Origin of the sequence: Aliiglaciecola sp. M165 (genome assembly GCF_007197995.1) — a bacterium.
GTDB lineage: Bacteria > Pseudomonadota > Gammaproteobacteria > Enterobacterales > Alteromonadaceae > Aliiglaciecola.
Map to the genome: position 1 here is coordinate 255,746 of NZ_VKKH01000001.1, position 21,674 is coordinate 277,419.

Annotated in this window: 14 protein-coding genes; 4 read left to right on the forward strand and 10 right to left on the reverse strand. The window is 44.1% G+C overall.

Annotated elements, in window-relative coordinates:
• Positions 1-18 precede the first annotated feature (18 nt).
• A complete protein-coding gene (locus FM019_RS01120; protein ID WP_143834046.1) occupies positions 19-1,209 on the forward strand; it encodes a peptidoglycan-binding protein in 1,191 nt (396 codons plus the stop codon).
• A gap of 430 nt (positions 1,210-1,639) precedes the next feature.
• Here FM019_RS01120 and pmbA read toward each other — a convergent pair whose 3' ends face one another.
• Positions 1,640-2,974, reverse strand: a complete 1,335-nt coding sequence (gene pmbA, locus FM019_RS01125) for a metalloprotease PmbA (protein WP_185969140.1) — start codon at positions 2,972-2,974, stop codon at positions 1,640-1,642.
• Positions 2,975-3,114: 140 nt separating this feature from the next.
• Between pmbA and yjgA the strand changes: the two genes are divergently transcribed.
• The 3 genes from yjgA to FM019_RS01140 are packed head-to-tail and all read left to right on the forward strand — an operon-like array spanning position 3,115 to position 4,864.
• Entirely contained in the window at positions 3,115-3,633 is a 519-nt protein-coding gene (gene yjgA, locus FM019_RS01130) for a ribosome biogenesis factor YjgA (RefSeq protein ID WP_143834047.1), read from the forward strand.
• A gap of 4 nt (positions 3,634-3,637) precedes the next feature.
• Positions 3,638-4,090: an aldehyde-activating protein gene (locus FM019_RS01135; protein WP_143834048.1), complete on the forward strand. Its 453-nt coding sequence runs from the start codon at positions 3,638-3,640 to the stop codon at positions 4,088-4,090.
• Positions 4,091-4,132: 42 nt separating this feature from the next.
• Positions 4,133-4,864 (forward strand): hypothetical protein, encoded by a 732-nt coding sequence (locus FM019_RS01140; protein ID WP_221934347.1) that lies wholly within the window; start codon positions 4,133-4,135, stop codon positions 4,862-4,864.
• Between the two features lie 169 nt (positions 4,865-5,033).
• Here FM019_RS01140 and tldD read toward each other — a convergent pair whose 3' ends face one another.
• From tldD to FM019_RS01185, 9 genes are all read right to left on the reverse strand, one after another.
• Complete coding sequence (tldD, locus tag FM019_RS01145; RefSeq protein WP_143834050.1) at positions 5,034-6,476, reverse strand: metalloprotease TldD; 1,443 nt, start codon at positions 6,474-6,476, stop codon at positions 5,034-5,036.
• Positions 6,469-7,281, reverse strand: coding sequence for a carbon-nitrogen hydrolase family protein (locus FM019_RS01150; protein WP_143834051.1), 813 nt, complete (start codon positions 7,279-7,281; stop codon positions 6,469-6,471). Before FM019_RS01150 ends, tldD begins: the two co-directional genes overlap by 8 nt.
• Positions 7,274-11,128 carry a YhdP family protein gene (locus FM019_RS01155; protein ID WP_143834052.1) on the reverse strand — a complete coding sequence of 1,285 codons (3,855 nt, stop codon included), beginning with the start codon at positions 11,126-11,128 and terminating at the stop codon, positions 7,274-7,276. The genes FM019_RS01150 and FM019_RS01155 overlap by 8 nt, the downstream gene beginning before the upstream one ends.
• Entirely contained in the window at positions 11,125-12,591 is a 1,467-nt protein-coding gene (gene rng, locus FM019_RS01160; RefSeq protein WP_143834053.1) for a ribonuclease G, read from the reverse strand. Before rng ends, FM019_RS01155 begins: the two co-directional genes overlap by 4 nt.
• Positions 12,581-13,162, reverse strand: coding sequence for a nucleoside triphosphate pyrophosphatase (locus FM019_RS01165; protein WP_143834054.1), 582 nt, complete (start codon positions 13,160-13,162; stop codon positions 12,581-12,583). The genes rng and FM019_RS01165 overlap by 11 nt, the downstream gene beginning before the upstream one ends.
• Positions 13,163-13,177: 15 nt before the next feature.
• Positions 13,178-13,654, reverse strand: a complete 477-nt coding sequence (gene mreD / locus FM019_RS01170) for a rod shape-determining protein MreD (protein ID WP_143834055.1) — start codon at positions 13,652-13,654, stop codon at positions 13,178-13,180.
• On the reverse strand, positions 13,651-14,544 hold the full coding sequence (gene mreC, locus FM019_RS01175; protein ID WP_143834056.1) for a rod shape-determining protein MreC: 894 nt from the start codon (positions 14,542-14,544) through the stop codon (positions 13,651-13,653). Before mreC ends, mreD begins: the two co-directional genes overlap by 4 nt.
• A 56-nt stretch (positions 14,545-14,600) precedes the next feature.
• Positions 14,601-15,644, reverse strand: a complete 1,044-nt coding sequence (locus FM019_RS01180) for a rod shape-determining protein (protein WP_143834057.1) — start codon at positions 15,642-15,644, stop codon at positions 14,601-14,603.
• A gap of 204 nt (positions 15,645-15,848) precedes the next feature.
• A complete protein-coding gene (locus tag FM019_RS01185; RefSeq protein WP_185969141.1) occupies positions 15,849-21,674 on the reverse strand; it encodes a DUF6701 domain-containing protein in 5,826 nt (1,941 codons plus the stop codon).

Here is a 21,674-nt window from a genome sequence, read left to right on the forward strand (position 1 = left end):
GCAGTCTTAAGGTATTTAGTGATGTTATTACTGCTGACATCAATTACAACGCAAGCAAGTGAAGAACACTCTCTAACAAAAAAAGATGTATTTGAGCTTCAAGAGCAATTGAGTCACGCGGGTTACGCCGTCAAATACTTTGATGGTTTACTCGGTAGAGAGACTCAGATAGCGATCAAAAGTTATGCAAAACACCATGACATTGAAAATGAACCAGAAGTTGTCCTTGGGCATATTAGGCGAAATCAAACATCTTACATAGGTAAAATTGAGAGCCTGAAAGATGAAATCAAGACTTTGCAGTCTGATATCAAAGCAGTCCAGAAGAAAATTGATACTGACGTTGAAAAGCCCTTTTTTACACCCTCAAGAGATATTCCTAGTCTAATTAAGTCTGAATCTAAGCAGTCAGATGTAGAAATATATAAAAACATCGCGTTTGGCTTGCTGTTATCAATACTGGCAGGTGTAGTCGGTATCTATTTTATGTTCGAAAAAATTAAGAAAGAGCTTAAAGAGCAGATTGAGAAAGATCTAAATAATAGCCTCAGTGATTCGATGACAGATAAAATCACCGAAGCTAAAACTGAAGTAGATCGACATGTGAAAAAGCTGAGCAAAAAAGCCCTTCGAGAACACCATGAAGATTATGGTGAACTAACAGGGCGGATCTCTTTTTTCTTATATGGAGTGAAAAATACATTGGCAACCTTCAAAGAGACCATACCAGCAGAAGATCCAATAGTAGACTCACTTGACAATATCAGCGGAACTATTCAAAAAACACATGAAGTCAGTAACTTTGCGGCAATGCAAACGATATTGAAGCTACCAATGAGTCAAATAAAGTCGAATGATGAACTGTTAACGTCTGTGACTAACGGCCTATACTATTTGGCTGATGATATTGCTAATGACAGTATGGTGCTAAGAACAGAAACGAAGGCTAAGAAGCTTATAAAAAGGACGATCAACCTATTTGAAAAATACGTTGTTGAAGAAATGCCTAAAGACGAAATGTGGATGGATGCAATGGATAACCTTTGCTACTCAGCATCAGTTACCTGTGAGTTCAATGATGAAAAACTAAAAGCATACCTAACCATGATGGAAAACTATATCCAAAGCGATAATAAGAGTAATTTTGAAAGTGTAGAGGAGTTACTGTCAGTATACCCTGAACGAGTTAAACAGCTAATGGCAAACTAAATTTTGCTATCTTAATTGTGGTCTCATCAAACGAACACCTTTTTTGTTGGAATAACATAATAAAGTAATAGTATCAATATAACGGCTATTTTTCAATTAAACAAGCTCAATCGTACTCGGTTGTGTGGTGCCAGTATCCTATACCAAGCGCACGCATAATCGCTACGAGGCATTATAATCGGCAGGGGTAATGATTGACTCTTGAGTTAAAACTTCTCCTTCCCTCGCCATGAAATATCACCTAAAAAAATTGCGCCTGAATCGCTACCAATAACTTAGACACTTTCCAGCCGTTCTTAGAGTGGAAATGTATCCTGTGCTCAACTTCCGCTCAACGTACACTTGAGACCATCAGATTTGATTGAGCTCTATTTTTTTAAAACGTCAGATAAATGGTGACTAATCCAACTTATATCATGTATTGATGAAATTAACCCTGTCCTGCAAGTTGCATTTGCGAAACCAAAACCGAACCACACTGGATGCTACTGCGTGTCTCTGGCACTTCTCCAATTGCCACAATATTCATCAGGATTTCTTTAAGGTTACCGGCTATTGTCACTTCATGAACTGGAAACTGAATTTCACCGTTTTCAACCCAAAAACCCGCTGCACCTCTTGAATAATCACCGGTCACCACATTAACACCCTGCCCCATTAACTCAGTAACGAGTAATCCAGTACCCATTTCCTTCAGTAGTGCTTGATCGGAGTGACCAGTATTTTTAACCACCCAGTTGTGTATTCCACCAGCGTGCCCATTGTTTTTCATACCCAATTTTCGTGCTGAATAGCTGGTTAATAAGTAATGATTGAGCTGACCTGCACTGACTATCTCCAGATCTTGAGTTTTCACCCCTTCGTTATCAAAAGGTGAGCTGGCCAGTGCCGCTTTTAAATGGGGTTTTTCAACGATATCTAGCCAATCTGGAAGGACTTGAGTTCCTAAACTGTCTAATAAGAACGACGAATTGCGGTATAAACTTCCGCCGCTTATCGCACTAACAAAATGACCAAATAATGATGTCGCGATATCTCGATGGAATAACACAGGTACTTTGGCAGTATTGACTTTTCTCGCATTGAGTCGACTTAAGGTAAATTCAGCGGCTTCACGCCCTACCTGTTCAGCACTAGCCAACAAATTACTCTTGCGATTTACCGTGTAACTATAGTCACGCTGCATATCACCGTCGTGCTCTCCAATCACAACGCAGCTCAAACTGTAGCGGGAACTCGGATAGCCACCAATAAAACCATGACTATTTCCGTAGACCTTCATTCCAATGTTTGCATTGTAAGATGCGCCATCTGAATTGGTGATCTTGTCATCCATTTCCAGCGCCGCTTGCTCAGCTTTAATGGCTTGTTCAATGCCTTTTTGCGTGTCCAGCTCGACAGGATGATACAAATCAAGATCAGGAAAATCGTAAGCCATGAGTTCAGCCTCTGCGGGGCCTGAAAATGGATCTTCACTTGTGTACTTAGCAATTTCACAGGCTTTTTCAACGGCAAGATTCAATGCACCTTGGCTCAAATCAGCTGTCGATGCGCTGCCTTTTCGTTGCCCAAAATAAACACTGATCCCTAAACCGCCATCATTAGTGAATTCTACCGTTTCCACCTCTTTTAGGCGAGTTGATACGGCAATACCTTGTACTTTTGACATACTCGCTTCGGCTTGGCTTGCGCCCTTTTTTTTAGCCAGAGCCAATACTTCTTCTACAGCTTGTTTAATTTGAGCGAGTTGTTGTTCCATCTGCATATTTGTCTCACTTACGATACAACCTTAGGTTGTACTTAATACTTACCTATTCCACTAAAACGATGTTCTCTAACAGAGAATTTAATGGAATGGTTATAATTGGGTTACAATGGTCCTAGTGTAACACTAAAGATGCCGTTATGAGCGATTCGAATTTTATATCTGAAGACCAAGAACCTGAATTTAAAAGCAAAACACAACTCAAGCAAGAGAGCCAGGCAATCCAGAAATTGGGAGAATCTCTGGTAGATTTAGGTGCTTCGGCATTAGCGAAAATCCCGTTAGATGATGAATTGTCTGAGGCGATCCAACTTGCACGGAAAATTAACCGTAAGAAGGACGGTTTTCGACGTCAACTGCAGCTGATCGGCAAAATGATGCGACATCGTGATTGCGCACCCATTCAAACAGCGCTTGATCAATTGCAAATGTCTCATTTGTTGCAAACCCAAAAGTTTCATCATATTGAACAAGCCAGAGATCGTGTTCTCGACCTTGGGGACGATGGTATCAATAGTTTGGTCGCCGAGCATCCAGATTTGGACCGCCAAAAACTTCGCCAACTGGTGCGCCAGGCAAACAAACAAAAAGAGCAAAATAAACCCCCCAAGGCTGCGCGAGAAATATTTCAATACCTCAAAGACGTCATCGGCGACTAATCCTGTGAAAAAATATCTTGGGCAATGTCAATGTGGCAAGGTTGAGATGACTCTGACCCTATCCTTGGCGCCTAACCAATACACGCCACGCCAATGTGATTGTGACTTTTGTACAGACTACTGCGCCGCCTATCTTTCTGATCCAAAAGGGACATTGGAGATTAATGCAAGGTCGGCTTTACTAAGAAAAATGCAAGGCAGCGAGCAGGCGATTTTTCTCGTTTGCCAAGGCTGCAACACACTCATATCGGCTGCGTATCAACAGGCAGATAATACCCTCCTTGGTGCGCTTAATAGCACCTTGCTAGCAGACAAAGCGCTGTTCAATGGCCCACAAAGTGCCTCTCCAAAAACACTGGCCGCTGATGAAAAGCTCGAAAGATGGAAAAAGCTGTGGATGAAAATTGATCTCAAAGAGGCGAAAAAAGCAACAACCTTAGCTAGCAGGTCATTTTAAGCTGGGTTTAAAGCTGGTAAGTTCAAAAATGGTTGATTTAGTGTGCAAACTAAACATGCAAAAAGAATAATCTTTCTTTGGTCTGTGCCCAGATCTGTCTCTACAGCATTTGAGAAAATGATGGCTCATTCAAACTGCTTCAACGTTGTGAGTGAACCCTTTATCGATATTTATAAAAAAAGTATCATCTCCAAGCAAGACTTTGAAATCGCTCAACGAGAATTTCATGGCAAATGTCAGTTATTGATCGAGCAAAGCGATGAAAGACCCGTTTTTGTCAAAGATATGGCATATCACGCGCTGCCGTTTTTGACCGACGAGTTTCTAAACCTGGTTCACAATACTTTTTTAATCCGCGACCCCCATCTTTCCATACCCTCTTTATACAAAATGCGAGCTGAATATAGCGAAGACCAAACGGGCTTTGAAGGCCAGTACAAATTGTTCAAGAAAATACAAGATATAACCGGTGAACGACCTTTGGTGATAGATAGTGAGAATTTAACGCGGGATCCTGAATCGATAGTTCCCAGCTACTTTCAACACATTGGATATAAAATGCCAAACGACGTTTTAAGTTGGCCTCCAGGCGCCAGAGAGGAATGGGCAGATAGGGAAACCTGGCATGTGGAAGCAATTAATAGTCGCGGATTTGTCATGCAGCCAAATGCAATAGACTACTCAAAGCTCCCAAAAAAGGTACTGAAGTCGATTGAGCGCAACATGGTATTTTATGAACAAATGAAAAATCATATTTTTACTCTTAATCCTTGAACATGTCCTTTACAGGTTGGAAGTGTCCTCTGATACGTTGACCAGAAAATGATACCAGCGTCATGTGTGTACTCTAGGCTCATAATCAAGTTAGGAATAAAAAGTGTATGTGAAATACCAAACACTAGACGACAAATTCCACATGAAAGAGCAATGAAAGTAACTTTACTTAGGCAGTACCACCTACTGTCAGCTCATCAACTTTGAGTGTTGGTTGACCCACACCAACTGGAACGCTCTGACCATCTTTTCCGCACACGCCAACGCCTTTATCTAAGCTCATGTTGTTGCCGATCATGGAGATTTTTTGCATAACATCAGGGCCATTGCCAATCAATGTTGCGCCTTTAATCGGTGTAGTGATTTTACCGTTTTCTATCAAGTAAGCTTCAGATGTGGAAAACACAAATTTGCCAGAGGTAATATCCACCTGACCGCCGCCAAAGTTTGGTGCATACACCCCTTTTTTGACACTCGCGATGATCTCTTCTGGCGTATATTGGCCTCCTAACATAAAGGTATTTGTCATACGAGGCATAGGAAGATGCGCATAAGATTCTCGACGGCCATTCCCAGTCGGTTGCACACCCATGAGTCGTGCATTGAGCTTGTCCTGCATATAGCCTTTGAGCACGCCATCCTCAATTAAAACATTGTGCTGACTCGGCGTGCCTTCGTCATCAACAGTCAAAGAGCCACGTCTGTCGGTCAGGGTACCATCGTCAACGACTGTCACGCCTTTGGCAGCAACTTGTTCGCCGATTCGACCACTAAAGGTGGAGGCGCCTTTACGATTAAAATCCCCTTCCAAACCATGACCAACGGCCTCATGAAGTAATACGCCCGGCCAACCGTTGCCTAAAACAACCGGCATAACACCTGCTGGCGCATCAACGGCTTGCATGTTGACTCTGGCCATATGTATGGCTTCATTAGCGAGTTTTTCATAGCGTAGTTGGTTGTCTTCAAGCTGATTAAAATATGCATAGGAATAACGCCCCCCCATGCCTGCACTGCCCCGTTCTCTGCGGCCATTGTCTTCGATCAATAATGAGCAGTTGAGCCTAATGAGTGGACGAATATCAGTGGCAAAAGTGCCGTCAGTTGCAGCAATCAACACTTCTTCGTAAACTCCGCTTAAGCTAACAACCACTTGCGTGGCTAATGGCTCTTGGTCTCGGATATACTTATCTACGGCTTGCAGCAAGGTGATTTTTTCATGTTCTTGCATACCCAAAATAGGATTCTGAGATTGATAACGGCTTGCGTGGTCTACTCTTCGAATGCCATTTACAGCTGTAGTTCCCCCGGTCGAGGCAATACTGCGTGAAGCCTTGGCCGCTCGGGTTAATGCTTCAGGGCTAAGTTCATCTGAGTAAGCAAAACCGGTTTTTTCGCCACTTACTGCACGAACACCGACACCTCGTTCAATGTTGTAGCTGCCATCTTTGATAATGCCATCCTCGAGCACCCAGCTTTCGTGCTGACTGGATTGAAAATAAATATCCGCATAATCGTTTTGATGCTGACAGATTAATGACAATGCAGTCTCCACATTACCTAATGATAAATCAGAGGCATGTAAAAGATTATTTTCAACCAGATTAGACAAGGGAACTCCTGAATTGATTGTGTTGATGAATGGGCATGTTAGTTCGTATACGCTTCAATAAATCGATATCAAAGTCAGCACATACTGTACCTTGATTTTTTGTTAATTCATCGATTATTTCGCCCCAAGGAGAAATGATACAAGAATGTCCAAAGGTTTCTCGCCCATTTTGATGTTTGCCTCCCTGGTTAGCCGCCACCACATAACATTGATTTTCGACCGCTCGTGCTTGTAACAGCGTATGCCAGTGAGCTCGGCCTGTCGTTTCAGTGAACGCACTGGGCAGCACGAGAACGTCCACTTGCCCCATTGCCTGAAACAAACCTGGAAAGCGAATATCATAACAAACGGCCACACCGATTCTTCCTACAGGTGAATCAACCACTAGGATTTTGTCGCCCGCCAGCGTGTGTCTGGATTCTTGATAATGCTTGGTTGAGTCTTGTACCTGCACATCAAATAGATGGATCTTTTGATATTCACCAACGCATTCCCCCAGGTCATTAAATACCAGGCAGGAAGCGGTAAATTTATTTGGATCTGGGGATTTAATCGGTACTGTTCCAGCAAATATCCAAAGCTTAAATCGATGGGCAAGCTCACTCAGGCGCTTTTGGATGGGACCATCGTGAAGGGGTTCGCTTTTCTGTAACAGAGTTTTGTCGCTGTCACCAAAACAAGCAAAACATTCGGGTAAAACCACGACCGAACCCGGCGCTTGTTTTTCAAGCATCAACTCAACTTGGCGCAAGTTCTGTTCAGGGTCGGGGCATGACACCATCTGACAAGCAACAAGTTTAGTCATTATTCAACTCTTGATTATTCACTTCCAGGTTGACTCGTTCACCCGGCAATTCTTCAGGAAGCATCCCAGATTCAGGGTTCTGAGCAGATGGTGGCACCCGTGCCGGCAAAGACACTTCTTTGCTCTTCCTATCCTTCTCAGTCAATATAGGTTCATCCAATGTACCTGTTACTGAGTAACGTACATTTGAAATAACTTTTGCTTCGGTAAGCACCTGATCGATTGCTAGCGCAGCAATTGCGGTGGCTGGATTAACCATCCAGTAAACCAGCAGGGGTAAACTAGAGGTGACATTAGGAGTAAACTCAATATCATAGTTAAGGGTTTTTGAATTTAGATCGGTATACCCCACGAGCACCATTTCTCCCGCTGCACCGTCAATAACGGTATCGCGGGTGTCTGCTCGTCCATCAACAATCTGGAATGAACCGCGCATTTTGTCGTAAAAGAAACCTTTGGCAAATACATCGCGAAAATCTAAACTTAATTTTCTAACTAGTGATTGAAGACTCAGAATACTGAATAATCTTGCCCCTTTGTCACTTACTTCAGACAAATAACCATCGGTTAGCCGCCAATCAATATCACCATTCAAACTGGCAAGGGAAAACTTGTGGGGTGAATCATTCCAATTTAAATCAAAATTAAAGGTCGCTTTGGAGTCCTTTATGCCTGAATCTAAACCAAGGCCTTTGAGAAGCGCACCAAAATCTGGGCTGCTTAGCTCTCCTTTCAAATGGGTACTTGCCCCTTGGTCAGACAGCAACCAATCTCCTGAAGCGTACAAAATTCCGTTGCTATTATTCATTCTTAAGCTGTCGATCTGCATCCCTGTTGGGGCCCGCGAAAGCGAAAAGTCTACTCGACCTAAATCTTTCCCAAAGAGTCTGCAGCTTTTACACTCAAATTTAACAGGTGGAAGATTGTTTAACACAGGCTGCTGATAGCCCATCGTCTGTTCGCCTTGCCATTCTGCCAAGTCGATAAAATCAGCTTTGATATCAATCCCTTGGTTCAACCAATCGTCATAAAACATAACGCTTGCTCGAATTTGGTCAGCGTTAAACTCCAAAAGCCAGTCGTCAGTTGAATGTTTCGCGACTAATTCCAATTGTTCGATTTTCTGTCCTGCGATTAACATGGAATCAGTTTTGACGTAGATGCGTTGTGGTTCGCTCAAAACAGGGTTTTCAGAATGGGGTAAATCGCTTACTAACACCGAAATGGCTTCGTACCAGGCGTCAAAATCAGCCTGTTCAACATTGGCCGATATACTAAATCCAAGTCCCATACTCATGGACTTTTCTTCACCAATAGCAAGGTGTGCACGTGAAAATTGCATCGTGTCGTGAGGCAATACCCCTTCAAAGCTAATTTGCTCGCCAAGGGTCGCACTAAAGTTTGATGCTTGATTCTGGCCGCTGCCGGTCAGAATAAAAGGTTTCACCTGGTCGATATCTTTACCAAATGGTGAAGGTAAACCTGATTCAATTCCCATTAAATCGGAGCGTAGCTCAAAACTATACGCGTAAGAGGGTCCGTTGAATGTCAGCTTGGTATCTGCTTGCCACTGGGTTTGACCTGTCAAGTAAGTTGTCATTTGTGGGCGATATTTATCTAACAACGGTTTTAACTGCCAATCCCCTTCTAGTTGAATATCAGCAAGGTAAGTTTCCGCTGGACCGGATTTACTCTCATAGTTCAATTTGACAGCCTGACCAAAAAGCTCTGCATTCAATTGATTGAAACTGACTTTGTCATTCTCAAATGCGACTTTGCCCTGGGCGTTTTCAAATGTAATGCCCAAACTGGGAACGAATACGGAATTACCCGCTAAAGTGACCTCTCCTTTTGCAACAACATCTTCGCCTGCAAGAGGAATGGTCAGATCCAAAGAGGTCTGGATGACTCCACCAACGTTCACCCCTTCGGTCAGAGCTACACCAACAGAATCTGCCAGGTCACTGTCTAACATTAATCTCGTGACCTGTTCATTAGTCGCTTGAGCATTGGCATCAATGTACAAAACAGCGCCAGACGACAAACTAGGGATATTTGCAGAAAGGCTTTGCAGCGAAACATCCTGCAATTTACCTTTTTGTGCGGTCATGGATAGACCTTCATTTTCAAAAAGCAGATCAACGTCAAGCTCTTTGATTGCTGGCCAGCCTTCATGGAATTTCAACGTCATCTGATTCAAATCAACCGATGCTTGAAACACCCCCTGGTCTTTTTCGAACGGGAATTGGTTTAGATCGCCATGCCACAGAATACGAGCAGAACCTAGCTGTCCTTCATCCATCGCACGATTTAGATAATTTTTTGTGTCCTCGCCCATGTAAGCTTCAGGAAACAACTTTTTCACTTGCGAGATAGGCAGCGTATCAATTTGTGCGTACAGAGATAATGACTGACTACTGGTGTCGAAGGCGAACCGCTGGCTAAGGCTTATTTGTTCGCTATCCAATCTAAACTCAGGGACCTCAAAACTGATCCCGCGAGCGTGTTTAGTATAATAAGCATCGACAATAAGGTTTCGATAAAAGATATTCTCATCAAGAATGTTTGTGAGTGTAATTTCTCCGGCTACACCTTGAATAGCCAATCGCCCTTGAGTATCGAAAGCGTCAAAACGCCCTGTCAGATTTGACATACCTGGCAGACTATCAACTTGATTCCAGGCAATTTGAGAAAACGCTGCTGTTGCGGCAAACTGATTTCCGAGCATGACATTGACATTGTCTAAGCGAGCTCTTGGTGACAATCGGTCAATAAATCCCATGGTACTTTGATTAAACACCAAGGGCAGTACCGGCAATATCGATTGCATATTTACCGGGTTGATATTGTTAAAGCGTGTGTTGCCATCTCGTCCTATGTGACCCGCCCAATTGGTCACCACACTTTGTTGGTTCGATTCGAGCGTCAAATCTTCAATATTAAAGGTCCAGCCTAAATCGTCTGGCACTGCAGTAATGTTTCCGCCGATAATCGCTGCGTCGACTTTGGTATCCGGAGTCGTCCAGGCAAATTCACTTTTTGATAGTTGGACTTGCACGTTCTCAACACGGTTATTATCGATGCCCGCCCAAAAGGTAAAATTACCCCGACTTTGGGTCAGTTGATTTTGTGTTTTTATCAATTGATTTAACCAAGGCGATAAATCCAGCTCTTCTCCTTTGGCAAAAAATGTCCCGCTAAGATCGTCTTTACCACCATGTAAATCTAAAATGAAAGTAGCCGAATTGTTAGCCAATTCCACCACCCGTAGCTGACCTACACCTTGGTGACGAGATTCTTTGTTTATCCAGCTTAGCTGTTGTATTTGGATTAGCTGCTGGTCATAGCGGGTAGTGACATCAACCACACTATTTCGCACAGAAAAACGATGAAGCTGCTCAAGGAACAGGTTTTCCAGTGCTTCGACAATAGGAAATTCACTCTCAGCGGTTTGGATTCTTGCTAAGTTGACCGACAGTGCCAGTCCATCCAGTTCAAAACGCTGGGACTGAAATTGTCGGGCTATAATAGAATTCCAGAAATCGATTTCAATGTGCGTTTCATTGATTTCTAAACCAATCGGAGATTGCTCGTCTTGTTTGAGAAACACATCTTTCAACACAAGGCTTGGACCGTTTTCACTCCAACTGGCGTTTAGTTCACCAATTTGCAGTTCGACGCCGTATTGACTACCCAACCAGTTTTGTACCCGGTCTTTTTGTTTGTCCATGTAGGGTAGAGAAAAACGCAATACACTGATAGACACCGCAAAAATCACCAGCAGTACAGCTGCCAGTGTCCACAATTTTTTAACGATGTAAGCGGCGTAAAAGGATGCGTTTTTCACATCATAACCACGTCAAACTTATCTTGGTTGTATAACAATTCTGTTTGTACCTTAATTTGTTTGGAAACAAATACTTCTAATTCTGCCAACATATGGGACTCTTCACCCATGAGTGCTTCTGCTACGGCAGGTGATGCATAAACAACAAATTTATCAGCATCATACGCGCGATTTACCCGAACAATTTCGCGCATGACTTCGAAACACGTTGTCTCGACGGTTTTAATAGAACCTCGGCCCTTACATACTGGACACTCACCACAGAGTATATGTTCCAAACTTTCTCGAGTTCTTTTTCGGGTCATTTCAATCAAACCCAAAGCCGTAAAGCCGTGAATGTTCGTTTTGGCGCGATCTTTTGAGGTCGCAACCTCTAAACTGTGCAGCACTCTACGTTTGTGATCCTCATCGGTCATATCGATAAAATCTATGAGTATCATCCCACCCAGATTACGCAGTCTCAACTGCCTGGCTATGGCTTGGGTCGCTTCAATATTGGTATTGAAGATAGTTTCTTCCAGGTTTCGATGGCCAACAAAAGCCCCTGTATTAATATCGATAGTTGTCATGGCTTCAGTTTGATCAATGATCAAATAGCCCCCTGACTTAAGGTCAACTCGGCGTTCCAATGAGCGCTGCGCCTCGTTTTCAACATCATATAAGTCGAAGATCGGACGCTCTCCCTGATAATACTCAAGCAACTTGTTTAATTCGGGCACATACTCTCGGGTAAAGTGCTGTAGCTCCTGAAAGGATAGCTTGGAATCAATTCGAATACGGTCCAGTTCTGTTCCCACAAAGTCACGCAACACTCGGCGCGCGAGAGGCAAATCCTCATATAAAACATTGCCTTTTCGGCCCTTCATGCGCGACTGGATCTTGGCCCACAAGCGTTTTAAAAATTCAGCATCGGAGATCAGCTCTTTTTCCTGCACGCCTTCAGCAGCGGTGCGTAAAATAAAGCCACCATCTTCGTTACAAAATTCCTGAACTAGGTCTTTTAAACGTTCTCGCTCTTCTTCATCTTCTATTCGTTGTGATACTCCAACATGGTCAACACTGGGCATAAACACCAAATACCGAGAAGGAATTGTAATATCCGTCGTTAGCCTGGCGCCTTTTGTGCCAATGGGATCTTTGACCACCTGAACAACGATGTCTTGGCCATCTCTGATCAGATCGCGAATATCTTTCTTTGCAATATGCGAGGTAGATACTTCTTCTTCGACCTCATTGTGAAAGGCGATATCTGATGCATGTAAAAATGCTGCTTTTTCTAACCCAATATCGACAAATGCAGCTTGCATGCCCGGCAAGACACGACTCACCTTGCCACGATAAATGTTACCAACCAGTCCACGCTTCGTATGTCTCTCAATATGAATTTCCTGCAAAATTCCATTTTCGATCAGCGCGACTCTTGATTCAGATGGGGTCACGTTAATTAGCAACTCAGCGCTCATACTGCTTTATTCCTGCTTGTTTTAATAATTGACTAGTTTCATACAAAGGTAACCCGACAACTGCGCTATAACTACCCTTAATGTGTTTCACAAATTGTCCAGCCAACCCTTGAATACCATACCCACCGGCCTTGTCTTGAGGCTCGTTGGTGTCCCAATACCATTTCATTTGTACGGCACTCATCATTGCAAAGTTTACCTGAGTTTCTACCAGGCATTGGTATGTAGTTTCATGCGTTGATAGTGCTACGGCTGTCATAACTGTATGTTCACCTTGACCAAGCAGGCGCCACATTCTGCAAGCGTCATCGAAATCTACGGGTTTACCTAAGACTTGCTCCTGTGGATGATTCACCACAACAATGGTGTCTGCCCCGATTGACGCCTGAACATCTAACTTTTGGGCCAATCCAGCCAAGGATTTTTGTTTTGCCAAACGACACACGTACTCTCTAGACCCTTCATCTGTATGTTGGGTTTCATCGATGTCCACATTAAGTGTAGTAAAGTTAACACCTAACTCTAGCAATAACGCTTTGCGTCTGGGGGATTGAGAGGCAAGTAGTAGCATTTGAGCCCCGTTTTGTTAGGTGATTCTGAATTGCCGACGAATTTTTCTAAGCAACGCAAAAATCCACGGCCACATTAACATTGACGTTAAAACCGGCCACAAATAGGTAAAAAGAAAATTAACGTCGGTCTGTAGATGTTGCAACCAAAACACTAGCAAGTGATACAACGCAGACAATATTCCGATGATTGCTGACTGTTGCCACAGTGAGTAGTTTCGCAACCTTTGATAATTCGCCGCCAGGATAAATAGTGTGCTACACAACGCAAAACTATGTACCCCCAGACTGGTGCCCAACAATATATCCAATACCAATCCAACAAAAAATGCCACACCAATATTCACTCTGTTTGGTAGCGCCAAGGTCCAATATGACAGCACTAACATAACCCAATCCGGTCTGAACTGGTCGACAGTAATTGGCATCGGGACGATTTGCAAAATCAAGGCAGCGATAATACTCAGGGCAATAACATAACTACGTAATTTCATTGTTCTGCCCCGTTTGTTGCAAAATCAGCCTGCGAATTTTCCGCGTCGGGCATGATTGGCCGGCTCGGTGCATCTTCTGGCCAAAGCAGTAGCAGATATCTCAATCTGTCCAATTGCGCTATTGGGGTTGCTGTCACTTGAGCAAAAGGACGACTTTCGTCACGAAGGATAGAGGTGATTTTTGCTGTTGGATAACCTTCAGGAAACACATCTCCCAAGCCAGAAGATACGAGCAAGTCGCCTACTCGCAGATCTGCGCTATGGGCTACATGCTCCAACAATAATTCGTCAATTTGTCCACTTCCATTGGCCACCAGTCGCACATTGTTTCTGGCGTTTCGCAGCGGAATGGCATGGGTAATGTCGGCTAGTAATAACACGCGGCTATTGGTTGTGCCCACCTGCATAATTTGACCCACGACACCTTTATCATCCAGAACAGTTTGCCCTTCGTAGACACCGTGTATAGCGCCCTTATCAACAACAATTTGCAGACTGAAAGGATTATTATCGACAGCCATTAATTCAGTGACCATGATTTCTGTTGGCGCGTTGACTGGGGAGCCTAACAAGGTTCTTAACCTTTCATTTTCCGCTTTTAGCAAATCAAATCTTTGCAGCTGTTCAGACATGCTCATAGCTTGCAAAGTCAGCTGGGCATTTTCTTCTAATAATCGTTGGTGAGAGGTAAAACGCTGAGCACTGGAGCTGAGCAACTGCCCAGGTAGACTTGCCACATACTGCAATGGGCTAACTAGCGAGTTGAGATAAACTTTGATTGACGCAAAACCATCATACTTATGATCAACAAAAATCATCAACGCTGAAACGAACAAAGCCAACGCTAATCGACTGATCAACGATGGCCCTTGAGTGAACATGGTATTCATCTGAAGACTATGCCCGTTGTGTGATGAAAGTTTGCATATGAGTGTCTGACAACAGACTATTCATAACTAAACAGATCACCACCATGTATATCTATCATTTCAAATGCCTTACCACCGCCTCGTGCAACACAAGTTAGCGGATCATCAGCAATGACTACTGGGATGCCAGTTTCTTCCATCAATAAACGATCCAAGTCTTTAAGCAAGGCACCACCACCGGTCAGTACCATTCCACGTTCAGAAATATCAGAGGCCAGCTCAGGAGGCGATTGCTCCAATGCGACCATCACTGCAGACACAATCCCGGTTAAAGGTTCTTGCAACGCTTCGAGTATTTCGTTGCTGTTGAGGTTGAAACCTCTTGGAACACCTTCAGCAAGGTTTCGACCACGGACTTCAATTTCGCGCACTTCTTCACCCGGATAAGCAGCGCCTATTTCGTGCTTGATGCGCTCTGCTGTTGCTTCACCAATAAGTGAACCAAAGTTACGGCGAATATAGTTGATAATCGCTTCGTCAAACTTATCACCACCGATGCGCACTGAAGATGAGTAGACCACACCGTTCAGTGAGATGATTGCAACTTCCGTGGTACCACCACCGATATCAACAACCATAGAACCCGTTGCTTCAGACACCGGAAGCCCAGAACCAATTGCAGCGGCCATCGGTTCATCAATCAAATACACATCACGGGCACCTGCACCCAAAGCTGATTCACGAATAGCTCGGCGTTCAACTTGTGTTGACCCGCACGGTACACAAACAAGTACACGTGGGCTGGGTTTCAAAAAGTTGTTGTCATGCACCTGTTTAATGAAGTGCTGAAGCATTTTTTCAGTCACATAAAAGTCGGCGATAACGCCGTCTTTCATTGGACGGATGGCTTTAATATTGCCAGGTGTTCTACCCAACATTTGCTTGGCAGCACTACCTACTGCGGCGACACTTTTAGGTCCGCCTGCGCGCTCTTGACGAATCGCAACAACGGAAGGCTCATTCAGAACAATGCCTTGACCTTTGACGTAAATAAGTGTGTTTGCTGTACCGAGGTCGATTGATAAATCGTTTGAAAACATTCCTCGAAGCTTCTTAAACATGAACAGACCGTACCCTGTGAGAGATTTAAACTAAGATCCGCTAACTTTACCAATGCACCATGTGATCAGCAAGCAAAGAGAGGGGTTGTAGGGGTAAAAACATCAATAAAGGCTGTTTTTATAACATTTCATTAAAAAGTCGGGCAAAAACCCGACTTTTGTTTACGGATCTATGCTGGTTTAACTTCGGATTTAAGCTTTTGATCAGTTGCCAACTTCGCGCCAATGAATCACGCGATCATTACCACGAAATTGACCAAAAGAGATTGTCGCCGATGGGTTACCAATTCCGTCCTCTGTGCCATTCCAATCAAAACTCAAATAATCGTCCCAGGTGATGGTTGCATCGCCCACAGGTTGCAATTCAATGCGATATTCACCCATCACAGATGTATCGTTGTTATGAATGCGGATCCCTTCAAAACCCAATGTTTGCCCGGAAGATACACCAAACTCACTGTCTAGCACACTGATGGCTCCCGTCGCTATGCCATTGCTATCTTGCAAAACAAAATCACTTGAATCCAGGTCAAGCGATGTGCAATTGTCGTCGGTATTGAGAACAAAACCAATGCCATCAAAATACTCAGTCGAAACGGCTAACAAAAGATCCTCAGTTTCTGGACCAAACCCGTTTTCAATGCGAAGTCGTCCCCATCGATACTCGGTTCCGGTAATATTTGGCATCTGTACAACATTGTTATTGTCATCCAAAGCATTAAATGACGTTGCGGTATCACAGTCATCGGCTGCATCAAAGGCTTGGTGATAACAAATTTCAAATCCGTTACCAAAGCTGCCGTCAGTAATGAAACTAGGTAAATAAGTCATCGTCATCGAGGCTGCAAACGCCGCGTATGGGTCAATGGATTTTGAGTAATTGATTTGCGCATCATCAATCACTAACAAGCGTGTTCCTGCATCTGCCGCACTGACATTCATTGTTGGTGAGCTGGCCAGTGTGACGCTGCCATTGAGCGCGGGATCTGTCAATTCTATAGCAGCCGGATCAGCGTTTGTAAGCCATAACCAATCATTGTCGCGGTTGTAATTCTGGGTTATCTGACCTTTGGCGTTCATTGCTGAAACCACCAATTGTGGCGATGCAATGAAACTCGTATTCTGACCTAAATAAGTAAAACCGTTGCTGCCACTACAGGTATCGGCTAATTGAGGGGCATTAACGCTCACATCAAAATAAGCAGGAATAAATGTCCCCAGGGTGATTGGTGAAGATGCCCCAGCACTTGCTGAGGAGATGGAACGGTTAAAATAGTTTGAATCACGCACATCCAATACGACCTGTCCAAACTCGGAATACTCGGCACTAAAGCTGTAAACACCGTCATTGTTTGCGACATTTGCATTAGTGTGTGTGATCACACTGTTTGCAAAAGCAGAGGATTCTGTAACGTTAATGGTTGCACTTTGAGCGTAGGTTAATACGCCGTCAAAAGTGCCATCTCCGATAGGCGAAGAGCGAGATAACGCAAACTGCATGTTGCCAGGTTGATAATTCTTCAACGCATTAGCTCCAACGGTTCCTAGTGCTTTGAGTTGAACCTCATATTCAACCCCTGCTCGTTGGAATGCATTAGGATCTGAGATTTCGACTTCCAATCTATCTGGCTGCACAACAAACTGCGTTGCACCGTTAACCAATCCAGCTCCGGCAAGTTCACCTTGCACAGATAAACTAATTTGCCCAGCATCAGCATAGGAAAAACTGCCAAGCGATGCGATACCATCGTCGTTAAAAGTCAACACGACATCGGTGGTGTTACCTTCTGAGATAGTCACGTTTCCTGCTTGAATATCTGTTAAACACACGTCAGGGTCATCACAAGACATCCCAAAGGTCAAAGTTTGATCACCCTCTAACGCCGCGGTACAGACATTCACTCCCGCATTGTTTTCAGCTCTAACCGCACGCAATTGCGCACTTGTGAATGCAGACTCTGCGATTTGGTCGGGAAAGGCTGAGTTAGCATCTGCACCAATAAATTGGAATCCGGCATCGGCAAATACCATGTCACAGGTGTTACTTGCAGTTCCTGTACACTCGGTAGTTTCATTTAAGACTTCCAGCGAGACCGTTCCAGCTGTCAGCTGACTTAGCTCAACGGTAGCAGGCGTATCAGCAAGAATGGTGACCGACGAACCATCTGGCCAACCTGTATTTGGACTCATGTCTACGGTGACATCTTGGTCATACAACTCTGAGCAGCTTTCATTGGCACAGGCTTTAATGATCACGGGTTCGGCTTCGCAGGTCAGGCCGGTGCCATCATGTTCGATTAAATATTTGTATACAAACGAACAGGTTGTCAGAGAGTCTTTATCATTGTTAACTTGTGTACTGTCTTGCACGTAATTATAGATACGCACATCATCAAACTCACCATTAGCTGAATTTTGCGTGCTGGTGACAACTAAATAATCTGAACGATTGTCGCCAATGTAGAGCGTATCCAAGTCGCCCAAGGTATTGGACAGATTGCTGTCGCTGTTGTCATTTAATGCCTGAGCGACACCATTGAGATAAATCGCTATCTGCTCGGTGCGTAAGTCCCAAGTGACGGCTACATGAACCCATTCTTCAGCGGCGTAGCTGAGGTTTAAGGTAGTCGAAGCACCAAAATTATCATCGTTGACGTCTTCCATATTGAAATCGAGTTGACCACTGGTATTAATCGCTAAATAGAAATATTTTGAGTCGCCATAATTGCCCAAATCGGTGGACGCATCAAATAACTGGCGAGCATTACCAGAGTTCCAGTTTTCATTGCTACGGTACCAGAAAGAGATGCTTCCCTTGTTACCCAAGCTATTGATATCTACCGTTGTATCAATCGCATTGTATTCACTGGTACGTTCGCTACTTGCGGGCACTTCCATAGCTCGGCAAGCGATCTGCTCAGAAGGTGCAATGGGTAAAACCGAGCCTAAATGGTTGGCATTATTGCCGCTGTTAGAGTTGTCTGTCACCGCTCCATTGCCGGACCAACTATCCTGTTCAAATTGATATTGGGCAACCAGAATGTCATTGTTGCAGGACGTGCAATCGTAGCTCGACTCGGCAAACAGGTCGCTGACAGTGCTACTGTCGATCTGTGTGCTGTAGAACTTAATCTCGTCAATTTGGCCTTGGAAGAAGTCTTTTAGATCCGTCGGCAAAGACTCGCTGTTTCCGGTTTGCCAAGCATTTGCGGCAAAAATGATAGGTTCTGAATTACCCACAGTACCTTGAGTGAAGTTTACATTCGAACCCACCAATGCGCCGTCCAAATACAAACGCATACCATCTGAACCCCATGTATAAACTAAATGGTGCCAGGTATTCGCACTGGCTAACACGCCCGTATTAATTTCATTGTTAGAACTAGTGTCTTGATGACGTACTCTGAAACTGCCATTCGGTTGCAACCAGATTGTGACATGACCACCATTGTCGTAACCCGTGGAGTCTCTTGAGAACAGTCCCTGGCCACCTTGAGAAGTGGTATTGGAATGACTCAGGTCAGCGGCATTGAACCAAAAAGACACGGCTCCTTTGCCTGCTTCAAACGCTGAAACGTTGGGTATAATCAGATGATCACCTGAACCCGAAAAATCACCCGACTGACAAAATTTGCCGTCTTCAAGAATAGCCGCACCATCAACGGACGCACCATTGTACCCATTGATCACGTCGAGGATTTCATCGCTAGTACCGTCCAAACTACACACATCGAGTGGCCAATGAGCCTCTAAAACATCATCATTGGGACAATCAGTGCAGTTATTATCTGTTTGATCGTATAAGGCGTCAATTTCAGTGCTATCCAATTCACCTTGGTACAATCTCACATCATCAATCTTTCCGATGAAATGATCGAATAAGTCCGCTGGGGCAGACTCGCTATTTCCGGTTCGCCACGCACCAGATCCTAAAATAATGGGCTCAGGGTTGCCTGACAAACCTCCTGTATAAACATTGGTCGCGACCAATTGCTTATCGAGATAGATTTTAACCCCGCCACTTCCAAAGGTGTAAACAAGGTGGTGCCACTGATTCTCACTTACCAGACCACTTGCCGATAATGCGTAAAAACTTGAAGAAGAACTTTGATGACGGGCGTTAATACTGCCATTGGTGCTAACGTAAATGGTTAAGTGGTCACCACCATTGTCAGTCCCTGTGGAATCCTTTGAAAACAACGACAGAGCGTCACGAGATGAATCCTTAGAATGGTTTAAATCATAGACTTGGAACCACATGGAGAGACTGCCGTTGCTGATTTCAAAGGCATTGTCGTGAGGAATATTGATATGTTGTCCATTACCTGCATATTCACTGGCCTGACACAGCTGCCCTGCTTCATCAATACTGGCACCATCAATAGCACTGCCGTTTGCACCGGCAATCACATCAACGACTTCTCCTGCCGTACCATCCAGTGAACAGACGTTCATGGGCCAGTGAGCCACCAGCTCAGTGTCTTGCGTATCACAAGAAGGCGTTGAACCGGCATTAGTTTGTGCTTCGTTAGAGGTTAATGCGTAGTTATATATTTCAAAGTTCTCAAATTGGCCATGGGCAGAATTTTCAGTGCTAATGCCGACAAAATAATTGCTGCGACTGTCGCCAATGTAAAGAGTGTCATAGTCTCCCATCCCATCAACAATACCGCCTTGTGAAGCTGAACTCGCACTCGAAGAGTTGGCTGTGTTTAAGAACAAGCTCAACGAATTGTTGGGCAAATTCCACACTGCAGTGATATGCACCCATTCATTAGCCGCAAAATTCAGGCCTGAGCGAGTAACCGAAATGTCACCATCGTTCTCATCTTCGACACCAAACTGCAACGCGCCGCCATCTAGTGAAAGAAAAAAATACTTGTCTGGAGAAGGTGCTTGATTAGACGCATCAAATAACTGTCGACCCGTGGAGTCGCTCCACGCCAGATCGCTTCGATACCAAAAACTGATACTGCCAACATTTCCCACATCATTGATGTCAATGCCAGTATCCACGGCATCAACAGTCCCTGAGCTGGTGTTCGCTGGAACGTCTAAAACAAGACAGGTACCCCCTGAATATGAAAGTGGTGACACGCTCCCCAAAGGGCTGCCATTAAAACCATTGCCCGAGCTATCTACAACCGTTCCCGCACCATTCCAGCCTGTCTGATCAAATTCGTAGAATGCTCTGCGGCTGGCTGGAGTTGTAGCCTCACAGGTATTGCTAAAATCGTAGGTTTCAAACAGGTCTGACACATAATTAATGGTTGAATTACTGTTTAACCTTACGTCAACAGCAGAAATCACGCCGGTAAATTCACTTCCGCCATTGAATGTAACTTCATCCAAAGCATAAATCAGACCCTCGCCCGTTGAATTGCTGTTGAAATTAATTTTGCCGTAGGTGCCAATATTAATCGCCGCGGTGTCGGTGATACCGTTTAACACGCGATTACCATTGACGACTACTTCATTAGCGTAAAGATAGACAGTCCCTGTTCCTGTAACATTCAATCCAATATCACCAGCATCATTTGATGAATTTAGCGTTAAGCTTTTAATCCAATAAGTGCCGGGTTTAAGGTTTATTGTTGCATCATCTTCAATCGTAAGGTTGTTGAGAAAGTAAATAGAGTAATTGTTAGAAAAGGAGCTCGTCCCTGACTTTACGGTAAGGTTACCAAAGACATTTGTATTAAGACTGCCTTCTCCAATTACGTCGCCATTTAAATCGTGGTTATTGCCACTAAATGAAGGGAATTCGCCACTAATGTTTAAGGCGTCCGCAGCGAACCCAGAAACAGAGCAATCAGCATTCCCACAACTGTTACCGGCGCTGGCATTGATAGTACCAGAAACAAAGGGAAGCACAGGAGATGCTAAATTATTGACTCTCACACCACTATTAACAGTCAATTCACCACTGTTAGAGTGGCTTTGAATTCCTGTAGGAAAAATGTCGCTACACTCAGCGCTAACCGCGACGCGACTAATGCTTAACAGCAGGATAAAAGTTAAAATACGCAT